Raw genomic sequence first — 18,349 nt, 5'->3', positions numbered from 1 at the left:
CATCTCTCTATACGCACCGGACGCGGAAAAGTTGGCAGCGATTCGCGAAGATGGCCTCAGAAGAGGTGAAGTTTCGCCCGCGTCGAACCGAAGGAACGGTCTGGCGAAAAAATAGCGAAGGCGGGCCGATCGAGAGGCAACGATGCGTGGCCGGCGCCAGCGTTTCTTCAGCGCCGCTACGACGCGAACGCATCGTTCAGCATGACTTCGACAGCGCCGGCAGCTCGCCGAGGTCGTCGAACGCCCGCTCACGGAAGAGCTCGTCCAGGATCGCGCGGAGGCGCGGCACGCTGGCCTGCGCCGCGGCGACGACGTCCTCGCCGGCGACCTTCTGCACGACGTCAGGACGCGCGACGTTGGTGATCATCGAGAAGCCGAGCACGTGCATGCCGCACGACCGGGCGGCCGAGGCTTCCAGCGTCGTCGACATGCCGACGGCGTCGGCGCCGATGCGTCGAAAGGCGCGATACTCCGCACGCGTTTCGTAGGTCGGCCCCGGCACGCCGAGATAGACGCCCCGATGGAGCCCGACGCCGACGCGGTCGGCCGTCTTCAGCGTCCGTTCGACGAGCAGGCGCGAGTAAACCGCCGCGTAGCCGCAGCGAGGCAGAGGCGAAGCGTTCGCTGCGCCAGGCAATTCTTCGCAGGACTTCGTGTCCGGCTCGGCCTGGGGACGGCAGCAGAACAGCCCCTGGCCGTTCAAATGATCGTCGAGCGCCATCAGGTCGCCCACCTGCATGTCGGACCGCAGGCCGCCCGCCGCGTTGGTCAGGATCAGCGCCTTCGCCCCGATCGACTCGGCGACCGAACAGCAGAGCGTCACGGCGGAGGGGGCGCAGCCTTCGTAGAGATGCAGGCGACCGACGAACACGACGGTCGGCACGCCGTGCCAGGTTCCCCACTGCACGACGCCGCGATGCGACGGCGCCGTCGCCTGCGGAAAGCCGGGGAGCGACGCGAACGGAAGCTCCCGCTCGACCCGCAACGTCGCGGCGAGGTCCTGCATGCCGGTGCCGAGCGTCACGGCGACCTGCGCCGCCGGCACGTCCTCCCGCCGCAGGAAATCCCGAAGCGCGCGGACCCGGCAGGGATCAGGCACGAAAGCCGCGGAAGGCGAACGAAACATTCCGGGCTCGAAGGCGTGGCGAGACTATCGAAGGCTCTTCGGGTGGTGGTCCGACAATCGTTCAATATCAGATTTTCCTCCGGGTGCCACTGCCTCCGCCAGTGGCACCCGGAGGCCGGATCGCTCGTGTTCGACGAACCTTTCAAGCTTCAGCACTGGCGGAGCCAGTGGCACCCGAAACTCTTCGATCGGCCTGACATCCAACGATAGGCAGACCGGTTGGGTGGGCCATCGACCCACCTGTTCCACTCGTCTTGCCTACGCAGGCGGGCCGATGACCCACCCTACGACGAGACGATCACGCAGCGACCTGTTCTTCCTTCAGCACGCCGAGGAGGACCTTCGTCAGGCGGGGTTCGGCGTCCGCGGCGCAGGCGATGATCTTCTCGACGTTCGCCGGTTCGAGCGCGTCGGGCAGGCACATATCGGTCACGATCGACAGACCGAGCACCCGCATTCCCGCATGGACGGCGACGATCACTTCCGGCACGGTCGACATGCCGACGATATCCGCGCCGATGCCGCGGAGGAAGCGATATTCCGCCCGGGTCTCCAGGTTCGGCCCCGCGACCGCGACGAAGACGCCCTTGTGCGCGACGATGTCGTTGCGACGCGCCACGGCGAGCGCCCGATCGACCAGATCGAACGTGTACGGCTGACTCATGTCGGGGAAGCGCGGCCCCAGGCGATCGTCGTTCACCCCGATCAGCGGGTTGTCGCCGAGCAGGTTGATATGATCTTCGATGACCACCAGGTCGCCCGAGCGGTAGTACGGGTTCATGCCGCCGCTGGCGTTCGACACGACGAGCAGGCCCGCCCCGAGCGCCTTCATCACCCGCACGGGGAAGGTGATCTGCTGAAGGGGATAACCCTCGTACATATGAAAGCGGCCCTGCATGGCGACGACGGGGACGCCTTTCAACTCGCCGCAGACGAGCTTGCCCGCGTGGCTGACGACCGTCGACTTCACGAAGTGCGGAATCTCCTCGTAAGGGATTTCCACCTCGATATTCATCTTCTGCGTCAGACTGCCCAGTCCGGTCCCGAGGATGATCCCGGCGTGCGGAGCGCGGCTCCAGCGCGTGCGGATCGCGGCGACCGAAGCCTGAATCTGATCGTGCAGTTCGAGCATGCGGGTTCTCAGGAAAGTTCAGGCGGAAACTGGCGAAACGACGACGGACCGGGGCGCACGAACGGCCGGAGGGGACGGTTTATCACGATCGCCGCCTGACAGCAAGCAGCGCTTGCGTTCGATCGAGGGACGGCGCTCGGATGGCGGGAGAATTGGCGACTCACCGGGCTGTTCACTCGGGGGGTTAACACCCCCCGCTCAGGAAGCGGAACGATTTAGCGTGCCGCGCCGAGGTCGCATTCGCGGATTTCGTCGACCCACGCGTCGATCAGCGTCCCCAGATTCGCGTTCCGATCGACGTCCTGGAGCAGTCGCAGGGTCGACACCAGAATCGCGGAGTCGAACTCCTCGTCCAGCGGGCGCTGCTGCATCGAGCGCTCGATCGTCGCCTGGAGCGCCTCGTCAGCCGGCTCGAAGGCGCCGCCGATCCGCTGACGCAATCGTCCGCGAAAGAACGCGACGGTCCAGTCGCCGATCCGACGGAGGGCTTCGCGTCGATCGGAAGCTTCTTTGCTGATGCCGTCGGTGAAGCGTCGGACCGATTCCCCGAGCGTGCGCCAGTCGCGAAGATCGGCCAGCAGGCCCAGGTACTCCTCGCGGAACTCCTTCCAGCGTTCGTCTTCCGCGGCGTCGGCGCTGCCGAAGATCTCCGTAGCGCGGACCATTCGCAGGGCCTCCTGCTCCGTCGGAGCGACGCCCTGATCGACGAGCGCTGCGACTTTCTCGGCAGCCGTCAGTTCGCGGAAGCGGACGATCTGGCACCGCGAGCGGATCGTGGGAAGCTGACGCTGCTCGTTCTCGGCCAGCAGGATGATCGTGGCGTGACGAGGAGGTTCTTCCAGCGTCTTCAGCAGCGAGTTCGCACCGATGTCGTTGAGCGAATCGGCGTCTTCGACGACTCCGACGCGCCGTGAAGCGACGACCGGTCGGAACGACAGGTCGTAGCAGAACCCTTCTCGCATGCGATTCTCGTCAGGGCCGATCAGCAGTTCGAGCGGAAGGATGTTCTTATCCTTCGGCTTCCGCACGACGACCAGGTCCGGATGCGTTTCCGCTTTGACCTGCTGGCACGAGGGACACTCGCCGCAGGGCTGCATCGCCTCGGGCTTCGACCGGGGGCAGAAGAGCGTCATGGCGAGCGCCCTGGCGAAGGCGAGTTTGCCCGATCCTTCGGGGCCGACGAAGAGATAGGCCTGGCCGAGGCGTCCGCGGCGCAGGCTCGTGCGGAAGCGATCTACGACTTCGTCCTGTCCGCGGATGCCGAGCCAGCTCATGCGTTCGTTCGATCGGCGCTAAACGCCCAGAAGTTCTTTGGCGATCGTGCGGATACGGGTCTGCATCTCGTCCGGCGAGTCGTCGGCGTCAATGATCTCTACCCGGCCCGGATAGCGACGGGACTCTTCGAGAAACCCCTGTCGCACCCGTTCCAGAAACTCCGGGCCTTCCGATTCGATTCGATCGTGCTTTCGTTCGATCCGCGCGAGCGCACGGTCGGCGGGCATATCGAGCAGGAACGTCACGTCGGGCCAGCCGTCGCCGACGACCCAGGCGCCGACTTGACGCATCGTATCGAGATCGGCGCCGCGCCCATGCCCCTGGTAGGCAAGGTTCGCGAGGAGAAACCGATCGGCGACGACGATCTCGCGGCGCGCCTTCGCAGGCAGCACGGCTTCCTCGACGAGCTGCGCGCGGGCGGCCATATAGAGCAGCGTCTCGGCTCGGGCGCCGATGGCGATCTCCGCGGTCTCGACCGGGTCGTCCGTTTTCTTCGACTGGAGCAGAATCGCTCGCAGGCGTTCGCCCAGCGGCGTGGTCCCCGGGTCGCGGACCAGTTGGAACGCGAACCGCAGCGACGCCAGCCACTCGCAGAACAGGCGGACCTGCGTCGTCTTGCCCGAGCCGTCGATTCCATCGAAGCAGATGAACATTTCAGACGCTCAGGCGGGCGGGTCGTCCAGGGAGTCGCGTTCGGTCGATCCGTAGGTCAGCGCTTCGCGCGACGGCTGCTTCGCGTAGATCGCACGCATCGCTTCGATACGATCGGCGATTCGCTGTCGAAGCTCGGGCGGTTCAATCGCTTCGACCTCGGGACCGTAGCCGAGAATCCACCACGAGATCTCTTCCAGGCCCGAGACGCGGACCTTGAAGAGCGCTCCGCCGTCGGCGAGGCGCCGCACTTCCTGCGTCGGATGCCAGCGGACCTCCTCGACGTTTCCGGCCACCATCTTACGGAACTTCAGGATCACCGTGGAGTCGTCGCCCTGCTCCGGCAGAATCCGCCAGGCGTTTCGCAGGTGCTCCGACAGGCGAAACGACTTCGGGATCTTCGCCGGGCGGTCGAGTTCCTTGAGCTTCAGGATTCGCCCGACGTTGAACGTCCGAACCTCTTTGTGGAGGCTCGATTTGCCGACGACGTACCAGCTTCGTCGCTGAAACAGCAGACGGTACGGCGAAAGCCGCGTGTCGATGGCGCGTTCTTCGGTGAAACTCTGGTAGTGCAGGCGAACCTGCTTGCGATCGAGGATCGCCTGCATCAGTCGGTCGTAGATCGCCTTGCGATGGGCGAGCGGGTTGACCGCCTCCAGATCGATTCGCACGATCGAGGCGATTTCCTGCAGCCGCCGCCGCGCGTCGGGTTCGAGGCTGGCGACGATCTTCTCGGCGCCTCGATACGCCATCTCGTAAAACGGGAGCTGGCATCGGCGACCGATCTCTCGGCAGAGGACGGCGATCGCCGTGGCCTCCTCGAATTCGAGATCCTTCGCGACCGGCAGCGAGGCGTCGGTCAGAACGTACTGCCGCGACTGCCGATCGTAGGCGATCGAGAAACCGCGGGCCCGGAGCGAGCGAATGTCGCGCAGGATGCCCCGCCCGGAGACGCCGCAGGCCCTGGCCAGCTTTTCGACGTCGTGAGGCTCCGTCGACTGCAGGGTGAGCAGGATATGCAGCAGGCGTTCCGCGCGCGGCATGCGCTTTCCTGCGCGCGCCGCATCGTCTACGTCGTTCAAAGCGAATCTCTACGGCTTAATCCAAGACTTGAACCGCGAACGAGGAAGCAGCGTGCTCCTCGCTCCACGACCGACGGTTCGAAAGTCCGTCCAATCTATCCGATCCGGCGATCAGAGAGCCTCGCCGGATCGGGCGTTCGTCGCGTTCGTCGATCAGTCCAGCATCAGACCGCCGTTCCGCAGCGGGAGCGGCTCGTCGTTCAGGTAACGCGACCAGCGGCTGTTCGACGAGGGGCCGACGGTGTCCCGGCGACGCTCCGCGGGCGGAGCCGCGACTGCCGACGGATTCACGGCCGGCGACGGAGTGATCGACGGATTAACGGACGGCGTGATGCCCGGGGCTGAGGCGCCGAACGCCGGTCCACCGTACGACGGTCCGCGAGACGGTTCGGACTTCTGCTCCCACCCGACCGGCTGCGCCGAGTAGCCCACCGGCTGCACCGGATAGCCCGACGACGCTCCTGCGCCCGAAGACGCTGCGAAGGGAGAAGGCGTCTGGGCGGGCGCCTGCTGCGGCGGCGCGAACCGCGACGGCAGGAACGGAACGCCGGCGAGCTGAGCCTGAGGCTGGCCCGGGCCCTGCGTCGACGGCAGACGACGCAGGCGATGGTTGGTCATCGGGTCGAACTCCCTCACCGGAGGAACGCCGCGATCGAGAACGCTGCCGCCGTTCGACGGAGCGGGTCCGCTGCCGGGCGCGGCTTCTACGCCGGGCGGCGTCGCATCGGTCGGCGAACCGTTCGCAGGCGTCGCGCTCGCGGGGCGCTGCTGGCCCGGATCAGGAATCGCCGCGGTCGTGCCGAGCTTCTGCGGCATCTCGCCTTCGCTCACGACGCCGGGGCGCGTCCATCCGTAGTCGATGTAATGCGCGGCGGCACGCTTGCGAGCCTGTCCCCAGGCGTCCCAATAAGCCTTGCGGGGCCAGGGCCCTTCCGACAGCGCGATGTTGTCGTACTCGAGCAGCGATCCCTTCGCGTAATGAACGCCCGCGATCGCACGGGCATACTCCGCCTGCGTCTGATAGAAGGCACGCAGCGCCTCCGCACGACGACGCTCCGCGTCGAGCACCAGGTCGATCGTCGTCCGCACGCCCAACTGGTCGGGCGGAAGTTCCGCCGCGAAGTAACGCTTGGCCGATTCGAGTTCGCGGTCGGCGGCGATCACCTGGTTGTACAGGGTCTGCATCATCTGATACTGCGTATCCAGGTTCCGGATCGAGAGCGACAGCGACTGGACCGCGGCCAGCTCCTGCACTTCCAGTCGTGCCTTCGCGCGGGCCAGTTCGAGCTGCGCGTTCCGCACGCCGGCGAGTTCGCGACGGAACCCGACGGCGAAGTTGAATTCCGCTCCGACGCCGAATTCCTGGAAGTCGCCGATCAGCAACTCTTCCACCGCGTTCGAGCCCGCAGCAGGGAACCGGACGCCTGAAGAGTTGGACCGGATCAACTCGTCGCCGACGCCGACCCAGCGGTAGAGCGCGGTCGCGTCCAGGTTCGGCAGAAGCTGGTTCCGAGCGACGACCAGTTCCAGTTCCCGCTGCTGGATCGCCCACTTGGTTCGGCGAAGTTCGGCGAGACGGACGAGAGCTTCGCTGCGCGACGTATCCCAGTCGAACGAGACGTACACCTGCGGCGGCACGTCGACAGGTCGGATCACGCGACCGTCATTGGGGGCGATGCCCATCAACAGCCGCAGTCGCGATTCCTCGTTGAGGAGCTCGCGGTGAGCGTTCTCGAGTTGAGCGCGGAAGTTGAAGTACTGGCTCTGGGCCTGGGCCTCGGTCCGATCGGGTTCGAGTTCCGCCCGGTACCTTGCATTGACCACCTGCCATGACGCGAGCACGCTCTCGCTGGCCGTCTTCGCGGTTTCGAAGATGCGATACGTCTGATAGAGGTTCCAGTAAGTCGTCTCGACGGAGTAGACGTGATCGCGGACCGCGTTTTCGAAGTCGGCCAGCGTCTGGTCGTACTGCAGACGGGCGATGATCACCGGCGCGCGATTGATCTGCGTCCCGGCGCCGCGCAGCAAGGGTTGCCGCACGCCCATCTCGAGCGTGGTCGTGTAGGCCGACGGAACCGACTGAGCGGGATTATTGGCCCACAGGTAGTCGGTGGTCGTTCGCAAATACGTTTGCGTGCCGGTCGCCGAGCGCTTGCTGAGCTCGGCCACGAAGTTCGCCTGGCGTTGCACCACGAACGGCTGGAAAAAGCCGAAGTTCTGCGGCCGGTCGGTCGTGCCGTAGTTGAACGTCGAATTGAACTGCGCATCGAACGCCGAGAGCGCCGCCTCGACGCCGAAGTCGGGATCGGACTCCAGAACCGCCGGATCGTAGACGCTGGAAAACCCTTCCGGCGTGCGCATCACGGCGTTGATCGGCCCCTGCCCCGAGGCGCTGACGCCCGACAGCGTCGTCAGGATCTTGGAATTCTGCAGCGAGATGTTGACGCAGTCTTCCAGCGACAACTCCCAGTACTGCATGACGCTCGGATCGCTCATCGTGATCGGGGGCGTCGCGTGGAGCGCCTCCGACGACGCCGGCTCCTGATGATCCGGGTACTCGATAGCGGTCGCCGTATCGACGTAGTGGGCCAGCGCGTCGTCGGTGTGGCCCAGGTACATCGGCTGCGTCGGCCGGCAGCCGAGCGCGGCCAGGAGCGCCGCTGCGCCGATCTGTGCGAGCGCTGCGCCTGGCAGGCAACGCCAGACGAATCCGGCGGCGCGCCGAAGGCCTCGCCTCGCTCGACCCCTGATCATGAGCCCGCTAACGAGTGAGCTGGATCGGTTCGAGGCGTTCTTCGCGATGTCGTTCATCCGTCGTCTTCCCTGACGCGGTTCCCGGAGCGCTGCCGGTTCGGCGCTCCGCACGGTCGTCGGTTCCGAAACGGAGCACATCCCTCTGCCGCTTTCGCGACGAGGGATGCACAGCTTCCGGAGTCTCTGCCTGAAGCCGAGCGATGTCACTGCGGCGTCAGGTCTATCGTCGGATGTGGGACGCCGGTGCGACGCCGTATCCGACCGGGGAAGAAGCGACCGTCCTGGTCCGTCCCCCGCCCCATTGCATCGTGGTTCGGTCTCCGCCCGGCAGCGTCTCCTCCCGACGGAAGGGGCTGGCCGGAGTCGGCGACGATCCGGGAAGCGGGGCGGGCGTCGGTTCGCCGTACGCCGGTCCCCCCTCGTAGATCATGCCGTCCTGCGGGTACTCACCTTCGATCATCGTCTCGCTGACCGCTCCGTCTTTGAGGAATCCTCCGTCTACTCCGGTCATCTGGTCGACCGAGCCCTGGCTGATCACCTTCGGGCGAGTCCACCCGTAGTCGATGAAGAGACCCGCGTCACGCTTCCGGGCCTGGCCCAGGGCGTCGAAGTAAGCCTTCTCGGGCCAGGGACCTTCGCCCATCAGCACGCCGTTGTAGGCCAGGCTCGTTCCCTTGCGGTTGTGCAGGACGCACAGGGCCTTGTTGTATTCGGTGACCGTCGACTGCATCGCGACCGCCGCCCGGAAGTGGCGCTGGTAAGCTTGCAGCAGTCGCAGCAGGACGCCCGTCTGGCCGCCCCGTTCCGCTTCGACCAGTTCGAGCGTCCGCTCGACGTCTTCCTGGGCCGCGATCCGTCGGTTGTGCTGCGTCTGGATCTGGGTCCGGAAGTCTTCGATCGAGCGGACCATCTGGGTCAGTTCGCGAATTACGTCCAGTTCCAGGTCTTCCAGCACCTTCTTCTCGCGGGACAGGCTGAGCTGCGCGAACCGCACCCCGGCCAGTTCCCGGCGGAAGCCGATCGCGAAGTCCATCTCCAGTCCGACGTTGAACTCCTGGAAGTCTCCGCCGGTCAGAGAGTCGAAGGCAGTCGAGCCGGGAGCGACGAAGTTCGCGTCGCTCTCGCCGAACAGGTTTTCTCCGCGACCGAGCCAGCGATACAGGGCGACCGCGTCGAGCTGCGGGAGGAGCTGGTTCCGGGCGAGGATCAGGTCCATCTCCCGACGCTTGATCTCCCACTGTTCGATGCGGATTTCAGGACGGCGAACCAGCGTCTCGCATTGCAGCGAGCACCAGTCGTAGGTCAGCTCCGCGGTCGTCGGCATGTCGGTCGGCAGGATCAGCCGGCAGTCCGTCGGGGCGATGCCCATCAGCCAGCGAAGGTTGGTCTCCTGCACGTACAGATCGTGCTTGGCGGCCTTCAGTTCGGTCTGCAGGGCGAACACCGATTCGCGGGCCTGGGCTTCTTCCGAGCTGGCCGGGTCGAGCGTCTTGATCTCGTTCCAGATGGCCAGCGACTGCTGGTAGGCGACCTTCGTCTCTTCGAACGTCCGATAGGCGTTGTAGAGATCCCAGTAGCGAACTTCGACGTTCGCCAGCATGTTGTTCAGGTGACCTTCCAGCGTGGCCAGTTCCTTGTCCGTCTCGATGCGGGCCAGGATCACCGGCATGCGATTGACCTGGGCGCCCGCTCCGCGGAGCAGGGGCTGACGTCCGCCCATCTCGAAGGCGGTCGTATAAAAGCTGTCGAGAGCCGTGTTGGCGCCCTGACCGTTACCCCGGTCGTACCCCGTCACGTTGCGGAAGAAGAGCTCCGTCCCTTCCGCGGACTTCTTGCGGATCTCGGCCTCGAAATTGGCCAGGTTCTGCGTCAGGATCTGCGGAAAGTCCCCAGCTCCCCCCGCCACGTTCAGCGGACGGTCGTTGTTGCTGTAGAACAGGCTCGAAGAGAACTGCGCGTCGAACGCGGAGAGCGCGGCCTCCACGCCTTGCGGCTCCTCGATCCGGCGACCGTCGTTGGCGACGCCGGGGGACGACTCCTGAATCGCCGGCCCGTAGACCGTGCGGAAGGAGACGCCCGAACCGGGCAGCACCGCGATCGTCAGCGAATCGTTCGCCGGCGAGATCACCCGGCTGCCGACCAGCGTCGGAGGGGTCGAACCGCCGCGAATGACCGAGGTGTTCTGCAGAGAGATCTGCACGACGTCCTCGAGCGACAGTTCCCACCGCTCGGCGGTATCGGGATCGTCGACGAGCAGCGGCGAAGTCGCCTGCGTCGCCTCGGTCGCAGCCGCGATCGCCACGTCCGGATGCTCCAGCTCCGTGGCGGTCTCGAGGTAATGCGAGAGGTCGCCGTCTTCGCCGAGATAGAACGGTTGCGTCGGATGACATCCCGTCATCAGCGCGGCGCCCGCCAGGAGGGAGAGCGACCAGGAAATTCCGTGATTCAGCCGAGTCATCGACCCACCGTTCCAAGGAGGCCGGCTAGCGCGACAGCGCCGCCGGCAGGTTGAACGGAACGCGGACATCGGCGCGACCCGACGTCCGAGAAATCGTTGTATCGGCCCCCCTACCGAAGCCCCCGGACCGTCCGAAGATGGCCCGAGCGCCTCGGTCGAAACACGCTATCGGCCGCCCAACCGGCAGACTCTTCCAGAAGCGCTGAAAAAGTTCAGGATTCTCCGAACCGCGGCTCAACCGCCGTCCGCATCCGACCGAAACGGCGTCCCCGCAGGGACGCGGGCCACGCTAGCAGCGCTGGCACTGCTCATTTCGGCGAGCGGAGGGTGTCAGCCCTCCGTGTCCTCGCGCACCGACAGCTGATTCGGCGACCGCTTCGCGCACGAGTCGCTCAAGCGCCGGCGCCTTTTGCAAGCACGCTCACGGCAGTTCGACCTCAGCGCTGGCTCTACGCCGCCTGCTCCGCGTCGAGCTCCTGCAACGCTCCCGCCTTCGAATTCTCCGCCGTCGGTTCCGCATGCGACCCGGCGAAGAACTTCAGCCCGATGATCCCCACCAGAATCAGGGCCAGAAAGAAGAGCCTCGCCGGATTGGTGGACTCATGGAACAGCGCCATCCCCAGGATCGCCGTGCCGACGGCGCCGATGCCGGTCCAGACGGCGTAGCCCGTGCCGACGGGGATCGTCCTCAGCGCCAGCGCCAGCAGGGCGAAACTGACGATCATCGTCGCGATCGTGATCAGCGTCGGCAGCGGCTTCGTAAAGCCATGCGAGTACTTCATTCCGATCGCCCAGCCGATCTCCAGCAGCCCCGCCAGGATCAGATAAACCCACGCCATCGTCATCGTTCGTCTCTTCCCGTAGGGCAGGCGCCCCGCCTGCCACTTGGAGCGTGTACCCGGTTCGCGGCAGGCGGGGCGCCTGCCCTACAAGATTGCGTTGTCCGATCCGCTACGCGTTCGGAACCTTCCCCGCTTTCGCCGCCTTGGCGACTTCCAAACTTCGCCAGCAGTACCAACTCGCGATCGTCGCGTAGGGTCGCCAGGGCGCGGCGATCTCGTGCGACTTCGCTTTCGTCGGCAGCTCGTCGAGCCCGTACAGATCGCGGATCGCCATGCGGACGCCCAGATCGTCGTGCGGAAGCACGTCCATGCGACCCAGCGAGAAGATCAGAAACATCTGCGCCGTCCAGACGCCGACCCCCTTCACCTGAACCAGCTCGGCGATCACCTCCTCGTCCGATCGCCTCGCGATGCGGTCGAAGCGGATCGTCCCGTCGGTCGCCTTCTCGGCCAGGTCATGGACGTAGTTCGCCTTCGCCGTCGAAAGCCCCGCGCCGCGCAGCTCTTCATGCGAAAGCTCCGCCAGCCGCGCCGGCGTCAGACCCGCAGGCCCGGCCAGCGTTTCCAGCTTCAGGCGAATGGAGCGGGCCGCCGCGACGGAGATCTGCTGCCCCAGGATCGACCTGACCAGCATGCCGAACCGGTCGCGATCGGGCTTGAGCGTAAAGTCCCCCGCCGACTGGATCGTCTTCCGCAGGATCGGATCCCGCTTCTTCAGATGCGTCAGCGCCTCCGCCACCTTGGCCTTATCCGCGATCGTCATGCCTGGGCGCTCAGTCTTCGTCAGAAAGAAATGTCCGGACGGGGCAGTCGTTTTGGGTGGCCCCGATTGCTCGCAATCGGGGTCACCCGGGGCAACGAATCCCATCCTACGCCCGAACGCGACGCTGCGGCTTCTTCTCAACCTCCGGCACGACGATCGCCGGCCACTCCCCCGTCGCCCGCCGCAGCGCCCACTCGGCCATCGACGGCGGGACGGCGGCGCCGAACAGGGCGTACTGGGCATAGACGCTGACCGCCCGGCAATGTTCGTCGGGGAAGCCCTGGATGCGTGCGTACTCCACGTTCGTCAGCCGCCGGTAGCGATCGCCCACGCGATAGCGTTCGTAATGCCGACTCGCCGTCGAGGTCAGCGTCGGGGCCAGGCCGCCCGTGCCGAAGACGGTATAGCCCATTCTGGCGCCGCCCGCCTGATTGGACAGGATCTCGACCCCCTCGACATAACGACCCACCGCCTCGCTCGACGCGATCCGGGTCCTCGTCGATTCGGTGAAGTCGAACCCGTCGGCGACCTTTCGCTGCAGGACCGACTTCAGCAGCGCGGGCGGCCGAGCCTCGCTGAAGCTGGTCAGGTCGGCGCCGAAGAAGCGGCCCTGCCGCACGAGGCCCCATGTCGGAAAGCGGATGCCATGCTCCTCGATCGGCGTCCACCGCGACGGATCGAGCAGCCGCTCGCGATCCGCGAAGGCCTTACTCGCCTGCAGATCCTCCGCCGAAGCGAGCGCCACGCCCTTGATGGCGCCATGGACCGCACCCGTTGCCTCCTGCTTCTTCCGACCGTTCTTCTCGATCCGTCGCCCGACGATGAGGACTCGCTGGCGGTTCTGCGGCAGGCCGAAGCGGCAGGCGTTGAGCAGTCGCCACTCGATGGCATAGTCGAGATGGCCCAAGGCCGCGAGGATCGTCGCGAAGTGCGATCCCCCTTCCATGGAGAGCAGCCGCTTGACGTTCTCCAGCACGAAGACGCGAGGCCGGCGGCCGTCGACGATCTCCACGATCGACTGGAACAGCGTTCCCCGCGGATCCTTCACCCCCCGCTTCTTCCCCGCGCTCGAAAAGGGCTGACAGGGAAACCCCGCCGTCAGAACCTCATGCGGCGGAACCTGCCCCGCCAATTCCCTCAGATCCCCCTCGACCAGTTCCCCTGCCCCGAACCGATCCCGGTAAACCTTACACGGCTTACTTGCAATCTCGTTCGCCCACACCGTCCGCATCCCCAGCCCATCCGCCGCGATGCGAAAACCTCCGATGCCCGCGAAAAGTTCGACGACGTCCATGTCAGAGCGTGCGGGATGCGTATTCAAATTCGTTGCGAACGATGCTGAGCGAGTGGCCTCTTGTTCAATTGGCCGGAAGATAGATTCTTCGGAGCGGCAATAGCGCGAGCCCCTCGGGCGTGAATCGCGTGTAGTTCTCCTTAATAAGGTTCCTCAGCTTAGGAAGGTCAATCAGCGTGCAAGGCCTCGCAGAGCGGGCCGCCTCGTACGCGGCCTCCTTGCTGAAGCCACCGGTACTCACATAGAGGCAACGATCCCCGGCGTGACGTCCGCCTAGAAACGAACGGATCTGCTCGGCGCCGATCTTTGTTCCGGTGCGGTGCTTGACCTCTACGAAGATTCGAGGTTCATGCAATCCAAGTCCGTCCGGCGACGCAAAAATGTCTACCCCCTGATCGCCTCCCTTCGGCGAGACTTCGGCCCGGAATCCCATTGAACGCAGAAGCTCCGCAACAAGCTCCTGCATCTCTTCCCACGAGAGGCTAGCGATCTTGTCATCAAGAAGTTCGTCTGCTTCTTCCTCGCGGTCCTCGATCGTGTCGTGGAGTTCCTCGCTAATCTCGACAGACGGCTCCCCAACTACGGCGGTGACGTCGCTGCCGAGTGCCGCCAACTTCGTTGTCACCTCCGCAGCTGCGTCCTCCTGCACGAGAAAGAGCGATAGGACCGCTCCTAGTACGTTACGCGTTGATTGCGACAAAGCATCGCGCGCGACCTGTCGCGTCCACTTAACATCACGCGTTCGACGCAAATGATGCTCGCGATGCTTAACGCCGCTTTGGATAGAACCAAAGTAATAAAGCCTGCGGGAAGCATCATACGTCATTACGTTGTCGCCGATCGCTACGTCATCTAAGAAGCGCTTGATCTGCGATGCGACATTATCAACTTTTCCAGCCGACAAGCTTGGATTGGAGTTCTTGATCTTCTGCCTGAGCGCTGACTTGTCGACCGGAGGCGAAACGACGCCGGCCTCCGGAAAGCCGATTCCTACGAAGTTGCCTTCGAGAAAGTCCGACGCAAAAGCAGCATCTCGTCCGCTACGAACCATCCAGATTCCATGCTTACTCATGCGTAGTCCTCAAATGTAACCGCCGAGCATATGCGACGGACTTACGAACAATTGCCCATCTGTCGCACGCCTCACGTCCACAGCTTCCGATCCAGCAACCGGTAATTCACCGCTTCGCTGACGTGGTGGGCGCGGATGGAGGGTTCGTTCTCGAGGTCGGCGATGGTCCGGGCGACGCGGAGGATCTTGTCGTGCGCCCGGGCGGAAAGGCCGAGCTCCTGCATACTCAGCTTGAGGATCTGCTGGGCCGCGTCGTCCACCTTGCAGAACTGCCGCAGCGCCCGCGACGACATCTGCGCGTTGCACCGCTTGCCCGTCCCGGCCAGCCGCTGCGCCTGAATGTCCCGGGCGCGGATCACCTGCTCGCGCAGTTCGGCGCTCGACGTCCCCGGCTGGCGGTCGGCCAGTTCCTTGTAGGCGACGCCGGGGACTTCGATATGGATGTCGATCCGGTCGAGCAGCGGTGCCGAGATCTTTCCCATATACCGCTCGATCTGCGGCACGGAGCAGTGGCACTGCCGACGGGGATCGTTGCGATAGCCGCACGGACAGGGATTCAAGGCCGCGACCAGCATGAAGTCCGCGGGGAACGTCGTGCTGCTGACCGCGCGGGCGATGGTGACCCAGCGATCTTCCAGCGGCTGACGCAGGACCTCCAGCGTGCGGCGGTTGAACTCCGGCAGTTCGTCGAGGAATAGGCAGCCATGATGGGCGAGCGAGATCTCGCCCGGCGTCGGAATGCTTCCCCCGCCGACGAGGCCCGCGTCGCTGATCGTGTGATGGGGCGAGCGAAACGGACGCTTCGCCAGCAGCGGCGTATTGTCGGGCAGGCGACCGAGCGCGCTGTAGATTCGCGACGTCTCCAGCGATTCCGACGGCGTCAGCGGCGGCAGGATCGTCGGCATCCGCTTCGCCAGCATCGTCTTGCCGGAACCAGGCGGGCCGAGCATCAAAAGATTATGAGCGCCCGCCGCGGCGATGGTCATCGCACGCTTGGCCATCTCCTGACCGCGGACGTCGGCGTAGTCCTCGTCGTAGGCGGAGTGGACGTCGAAGATCTCGTCCACGCGCGATGGCTGCGGCTCGATATCGAGTTCGCCCGCCATGAAGCCGACGGCCTGCGCGAGGCTGGCGACGGGGATCACCTCCAGGTTCTCGACGACCGCGGCCTCGGCAGCATTCGCGGCAGGAACCAGGATCCCCCGCACGCCCGCCTTGGCGGCCGCCATCGCCATGGAGAGAGCGCCCTTGATCGGACGCGTCGCCCCCTCGAGCGCCAGTTCGCCGACGACGGCGTAGGAGTCGAACCGCTCGCTCGTGAACTGCCCGCTGCCGGCGAGAATCCCCAGCGTGATCGGCAGGTCGAAAGACGCTGCCTGCTTCGGCAGGTCCGCCGGGGCCAGATCCCGTCTGGATACGCCTGTTCGGGCGACGCTACGACGCTGCGGAAATAGAGGCGATGCGGGGGCGACCATGGACGGAAAGTATCGCCAAAGCCGTCGAAGCACGGAAGCGGAGCGCCGCCGAACGTCGCCAGAGAAAGAGCGACGGCGAGAAGGCGGCGAGTTAGCGGTAGGTCGCCGTCGAATTCCGGATCAGAACGTCGTCGTACTTGTGAATCGTAAGAAAGGCCAGAAAGGAGGCCGCATGCACCATTGCCGTGTTCTTCGGTCCTAGCGAAATAACCTTCACGACGTCTGGACGGTTCTTGAAGTCGAGCGCCTGAAAATGAAGCAAGTCAGTCCCCCGAAGTCGGAAGCCGTTCGTCAGGGGATTGGGCGTGAACTCGCCTTTTCCTTCAATGTCTTCGAGGCTGTAGAGCCGCCATTCTTTCTCTACGCTGAACCTAGGGTTCTTGCAGTAGACCGAATACGGAGCCAAGGACCGGATCATCTGAGAGGCGATTTCTTCAAGCGATTGGTTTCCTTGCTCGACCTGCGATTCTGCCGCTGCCAGAGAACGGGCGACAACTTCGGCATGCACTCGCACGTCGTAACAGACTTGGCTTAGCCGAAGCCCTTCGATCGACTCAAGCCATTTTCGGTCGAAGCCTATTGCGTAGCCTGCTCCATCGTCGGCATACGCCCGCCACTGACTTAGGGAGTCATCCTCTTGGGAAAAGCAAGCACAGAACGTGTCTCGCTGGGCCTTCATTTTTTCCCATTGCTGTTCCAAGTGTCGAAAGAACAGCAACAGTCGGCTATCTGTTTGATGGCGGGCAATTGTGAAAGCCGCCGCCGTAGTGCCTTCGATTTCCTCAACCCTGTTCTCTATCGCTCTAAAGACCAGATTCTCTAGCCACTGAAATTCTTGCGAGTCGTTCATCGACGTAAGAAGTCCAAACCGAATCGTTCGGGTCTCCATAATCGACTTGAAGCCAGCGACTGAGCAGTAGTGAAACAGCACACTAGGACGCCGCTTCTTGGAAACAAACCTGTCTAGCAGCGGGGTCAGCGATTCGGCCATCTCGAAAAAGCTTTCAGAAAGTCTCTCAGAACGGAAAGCCCGGCGCTTATCTACTTCCGGGGCAGCAAGTCGCAGCCCTTGGAGAAAGCGTCCTATGACCAAGACCTATTCGCTTCCGGAAGCCGCCGACGTGCTCGGCATTCCCTACGGAAGGGTTCACTATGCCGTCGTCACCGGGCGAGTCAGCCCGCTGAAGGCAGGCCGCTCTCGCATCCTGAGCGAGGCCGACCTAGCGACCCTGCGAACACTGTTCGCCGAACGGGACGCCGCCGATTCTAGTTCGGCTGTTGCGACCGGGCGAGCGTCGTAGAACGGCAAGAAAAAGGGCGACCGGCGAAGTAAACGCCGACCGCCCTTAAGACCGATTGAGCAAGCCCCCTGAGCAAGAAGGCCCAAAGTATGTATTCGGAGTGGACCGGTAATCTCTTGACCGCCAAGCGGTATTTCGACGGCGGATTGAACGTCATTCCCGTTCTGTGCGACGGGTCGAAGCGTCCGGCTATCGCTTGGTCCCGGTACATAGAACAGCGTTTCCCTTGGTACATCGCCGGGCACTACTGGTCTAGTCTCGGCAGACCGAACGGCATCGCCATTGTCTGCGGACAAACAAGCGGCGGCTTAGAAGTGATCGACTTCGACGACCCGTCGATGTTCGACTTGTGGTCGCCGACGGTTCCCGCCGATCTGCTCGCCTCGCTTCCAATCGTCGCAACTCCAAGAGGCGGCGGCCGGCACGTCTACCTTCGCTCCACCGTGTTTCAAGGCAACGTGAAGTTGGCCATGGACGAAGGCGGCGAGAAGACGCTTATCGAGACTCGGGGGCAAGGCGGCTACGTGCTCGCTCCCGGCACGCCGCCTTGGGCACACCCTAAGAACGCCCCCTATTCGCTACTCCAAGGCGACTTGTGCAGCGTGCCGACGATCGCCCCGGAAGATCGGGAGAAGCTGATTGCGGCGGCGAGGGCGCTGAACAGGCACACGACGTCGTTTGTCGCGGCTACGCCGCGAGCAGCGACTGAGAAGGCCCCGAAAGCGCCGACTTGCCGACGGGAAGCAGGCGAGCCGAGAACAGACCGCCCCGGCGACGATTTCAACCAGCGGGCGACTTGGAGCGAAGTCTTAGAACCGCATGGCTGGACGCTGCTTCGGCAACGTGCCGGGGTCGGCTATTGGCGAAAGCCCGGCAGCGACGGCGACGAACATCATGCGACGACGAACCACGGCGGCGACGATCGCTTGTTCATCTTCAGCACAAACATTCCCGGCTTCGACGCCGGAACGGGCTTTTCCAAGTTTGGAGCGTATGCCCACATCGAACACGGCGGGAACTTCTCGAAAGCCGCTGCCGCTCTCGTGAGCGACGGTTACGGCGCCGGGATCATGGCCCGCTTTACTCTCTCCCCTGAGCAGGAGAATTTCTATGGTCTCAACTGA

The 18,349-nt window shown here is 64.4% G+C and carries 15 protein-coding genes; 2 read left to right on the top strand and 13 right to left on the bottom strand.

All coding sequences use genetic code 11. The annotated features are described in order from the left end of the window. Positions 1 to 196: 196 nt before the first annotated feature. The 13 genes from SH602x_RS14355 to SH602x_RS14295 all read right to left on the bottom strand — a co-directional run bounded on the left by SH602x_RS14355 (position 197) and on the right by SH602x_RS14295 (position 16,915). Entirely contained in the window at positions 197 to 1,126 is a 930-nt protein-coding gene (locus tag SH602x_RS14355; RefSeq protein ID WP_479472963.1) for a purine-nucleoside phosphorylase, read from the bottom strand. Between the two features lie 298 nt (positions 1,127 to 1,424). Further along, the gene (locus SH602x_RS14350) at positions 1,425 to 2,258 is read right to left on the bottom strand and encodes a purine-nucleoside phosphorylase (RefSeq protein ID WP_479472962.1); all 834 of its coding nucleotides are present in this window, start codon (positions 2,256 to 2,258) and stop codon (positions 1,425 to 1,427) included. 215 nt (positions 2,259 to 2,473) lie between these two features. Then, positions 2,474 to 3,532 carry a DNA polymerase III subunit gene (locus tag SH602x_RS14345; protein ID WP_479472961.1) on the bottom strand — a complete coding sequence of 353 codons (1,059 nt, stop codon included), beginning with the start codon at positions 3,530 to 3,532 and terminating at the stop codon, positions 2,474 to 2,476. 18 nt (positions 3,533 to 3,550) lie between these two features. Next, positions 3,551 to 4,186 (bottom strand): dTMP kinase, encoded by a 636-nt coding sequence (gene tmk / locus SH602x_RS14340; protein ID WP_479472960.1) that lies wholly within the window; start codon positions 4,184 to 4,186, stop codon positions 3,551 to 3,553. A gap of 9 nt (positions 4,187 to 4,195) precedes the next feature. Then, the gene (locus SH602x_RS14335) at positions 4,196 to 5,227 is read right to left on the bottom strand and encodes a helix-turn-helix transcriptional regulator (protein ID WP_479472959.1); all 1,032 of its coding nucleotides are present in this window, start codon (positions 5,225 to 5,227) and stop codon (positions 4,196 to 4,198) included. 192 nt (positions 5,228 to 5,419) lie between these two features. Further along, the gene (locus SH602x_RS14330; RefSeq protein WP_479472958.1) at positions 5,420 to 7,885 is read right to left on the bottom strand and encodes a TolC family protein; all 2,466 of its coding nucleotides are present in this window, start codon (positions 7,883 to 7,885) and stop codon (positions 5,420 to 5,422) included. A 355-nt stretch (positions 7,886 to 8,240) separates the two neighbouring features. Further along, positions 8,241 to 10,478, bottom strand: a complete 2,238-nt coding sequence (locus tag SH602x_RS14325; RefSeq protein ID WP_479472957.1) for a TolC family protein — start codon at positions 10,476 to 10,478, stop codon at positions 8,241 to 8,243. Between the two features lie 449 nt (positions 10,479 to 10,927). Further along, positions 10,928 to 11,323, bottom strand: coding sequence for a quaternary ammonium compound efflux SMR transporter SugE (gene sugE, locus SH602x_RS14320; protein ID WP_479472956.1), 396 nt, complete (start codon positions 11,321 to 11,323; stop codon positions 10,928 to 10,930). Positions 11,324 to 11,429: 106 nt separating this feature from the next. Beyond that, entirely contained in the window at positions 11,430 to 12,083 is a 654-nt protein-coding gene (locus SH602x_RS14315) for a DNA-3-methyladenine glycosylase family protein (RefSeq protein WP_479472955.1), read from the bottom strand. Positions 12,084 to 12,189: 106 nt separating this feature from the next. Next, positions 12,190 to 13,377, bottom strand: coding sequence for a DNA cytosine methyltransferase (locus SH602x_RS14310; RefSeq protein WP_479472954.1), 1,188 nt, complete (start codon positions 13,375 to 13,377; stop codon positions 12,190 to 12,192). Between the two features lie 64 nt (positions 13,378 to 13,441). Then, positions 13,442 to 14,449, bottom strand: coding sequence for a restriction endonuclease (locus tag SH602x_RS14305; protein WP_479472953.1), 1,008 nt, complete (start codon positions 14,447 to 14,449; stop codon positions 13,442 to 13,444). A 71-nt stretch (positions 14,450 to 14,520) separates the two neighbouring features. Then, entirely contained in the window at positions 14,521 to 15,924 is a 1,404-nt protein-coding gene (locus SH602x_RS14300) for a YifB family Mg chelatase-like AAA ATPase (RefSeq protein ID WP_479472952.1), read from the bottom strand. A 91-nt stretch (positions 15,925 to 16,015) separates the two neighbouring features. Next, positions 16,016 to 16,915 (bottom strand): DUF2971 domain-containing protein, encoded by a 900-nt coding sequence (locus SH602x_RS14295; protein WP_479472951.1) that lies wholly within the window; start codon positions 16,913 to 16,915, stop codon positions 16,016 to 16,018. Positions 16,916 to 17,009: 94 nt separating this feature from the next. Between SH602x_RS14295 and SH602x_RS14290 the strand changes: the two genes are divergently transcribed. Together SH602x_RS14290 and SH602x_RS14285 are read left to right on the top strand one after the other, a co-directional pair. Next, entirely contained in the window at positions 17,010 to 17,225 is a 216-nt protein-coding gene (locus SH602x_RS14290) for a hypothetical protein (protein ID WP_479472950.1), read from the top strand. Between the two features lie 89 nt (positions 17,226 to 17,314). Next, positions 17,315 to 18,349: a bifunctional DNA primase/polymerase gene (locus tag SH602x_RS14285; protein ID WP_479472949.1), complete on the top strand. Its 1,035-nt coding sequence runs from the start codon at positions 17,315 to 17,317 to the stop codon at positions 18,347 to 18,349.

Source organism: Lignipirellula cremea, assembly GCF_056501455.1.
Note: the sequence above shows the minus strand (reverse complement) of the source record. Positions and strands in the feature narration are given on the sequence as shown.

Coding starts and splice junctions, on each gene's coding strand:
- SH602x_RS14315 (WP_479472955.1), bottom strand. CDS start 12,083: ATGACGATCGCGGATAAGGCCAAGGTGGCGGAGGCGCTGACGCATCTG.
- SH602x_RS14345 (WP_479472961.1), bottom strand. CDS start 3,532: ATGAGCTGGCTCGGCATCCGCGGACAGGACGAAGTCGTAGATCGCTTC.
- SH602x_RS14350 (WP_479472962.1), bottom strand. CDS start 2,258: ATGCTCGAACTGCACGATCAGATTCAGGCTTCGGTCGCCGCGATCCGC.
- sugE (WP_479472956.1), bottom strand. CDS start 11,323: ATGACGATGGCGTGGGTTTATCTGATCCTGGCGGGGCTGCTGGAGATC.
- SH602x_RS14300 (WP_479472952.1), bottom strand. CDS start 15,924: ATGGTCGCCCCCGCATCGCCTCTATTTCCGCAGCGTCGTAGCGTCGCC.
- SH602x_RS14310 (WP_479472954.1), bottom strand. CDS start 13,377: ATGGACGTCGTCGAACTTTTCGCGGGCATCGGAGGTTTTCGCATCGCG.
- SH602x_RS14290 (WP_479472950.1), top strand. CDS start 17,010: ATGACCAAGACCTATTCGCTTCCGGAAGCCGCCGACGTGCTCGGCATT.
- SH602x_RS14295 (WP_479472951.1), bottom strand. CDS start 16,915: ATGGCCGAATCGCTGACCCCGCTGCTAGACAGGTTTGTTTCCAAGAAG.
- tmk (WP_479472960.1), bottom strand. CDS start 4,186: ATGTTCATCTGCTTCGATGGAATCGACGGCTCGGGCAAGACGACGCAG.
- SH602x_RS14330 (WP_479472958.1), bottom strand. CDS start 7,885: ATGTACCTGGGCCACACCGACGACGCGCTGGCCCACTACGTCGATACG.
- SH602x_RS14335 (WP_479472959.1), bottom strand. CDS start 5,227: ATGCCGCGCGCGGAACGCCTGCTGCATATCCTGCTCACCCTGCAGTCG.
- SH602x_RS14305 (WP_479472953.1), bottom strand. CDS start 14,449: ATGAGTAAGCATGGAATCTGGATGGTTCGTAGCGGACGAGATGCTGCT.
- SH602x_RS14325 (WP_479472957.1), bottom strand. CDS start 10,478: ATGACTCGGCTGAATCACGGAATTTCCTGGTCGCTCTCCCTCCTGGCG.
- SH602x_RS14355 (WP_479472963.1), bottom strand. CDS start 1,126: ATGTTTCGTTCGCCTTCCGCGGCTTTCGTGCCTGATCCCTGCCGGGTC.
- SH602x_RS14285 (WP_479472949.1), top strand. CDS start 17,315: ATGTATTCGGAGTGGACCGGTAATCTCTTGACCGCCAAGCGGTATTTC.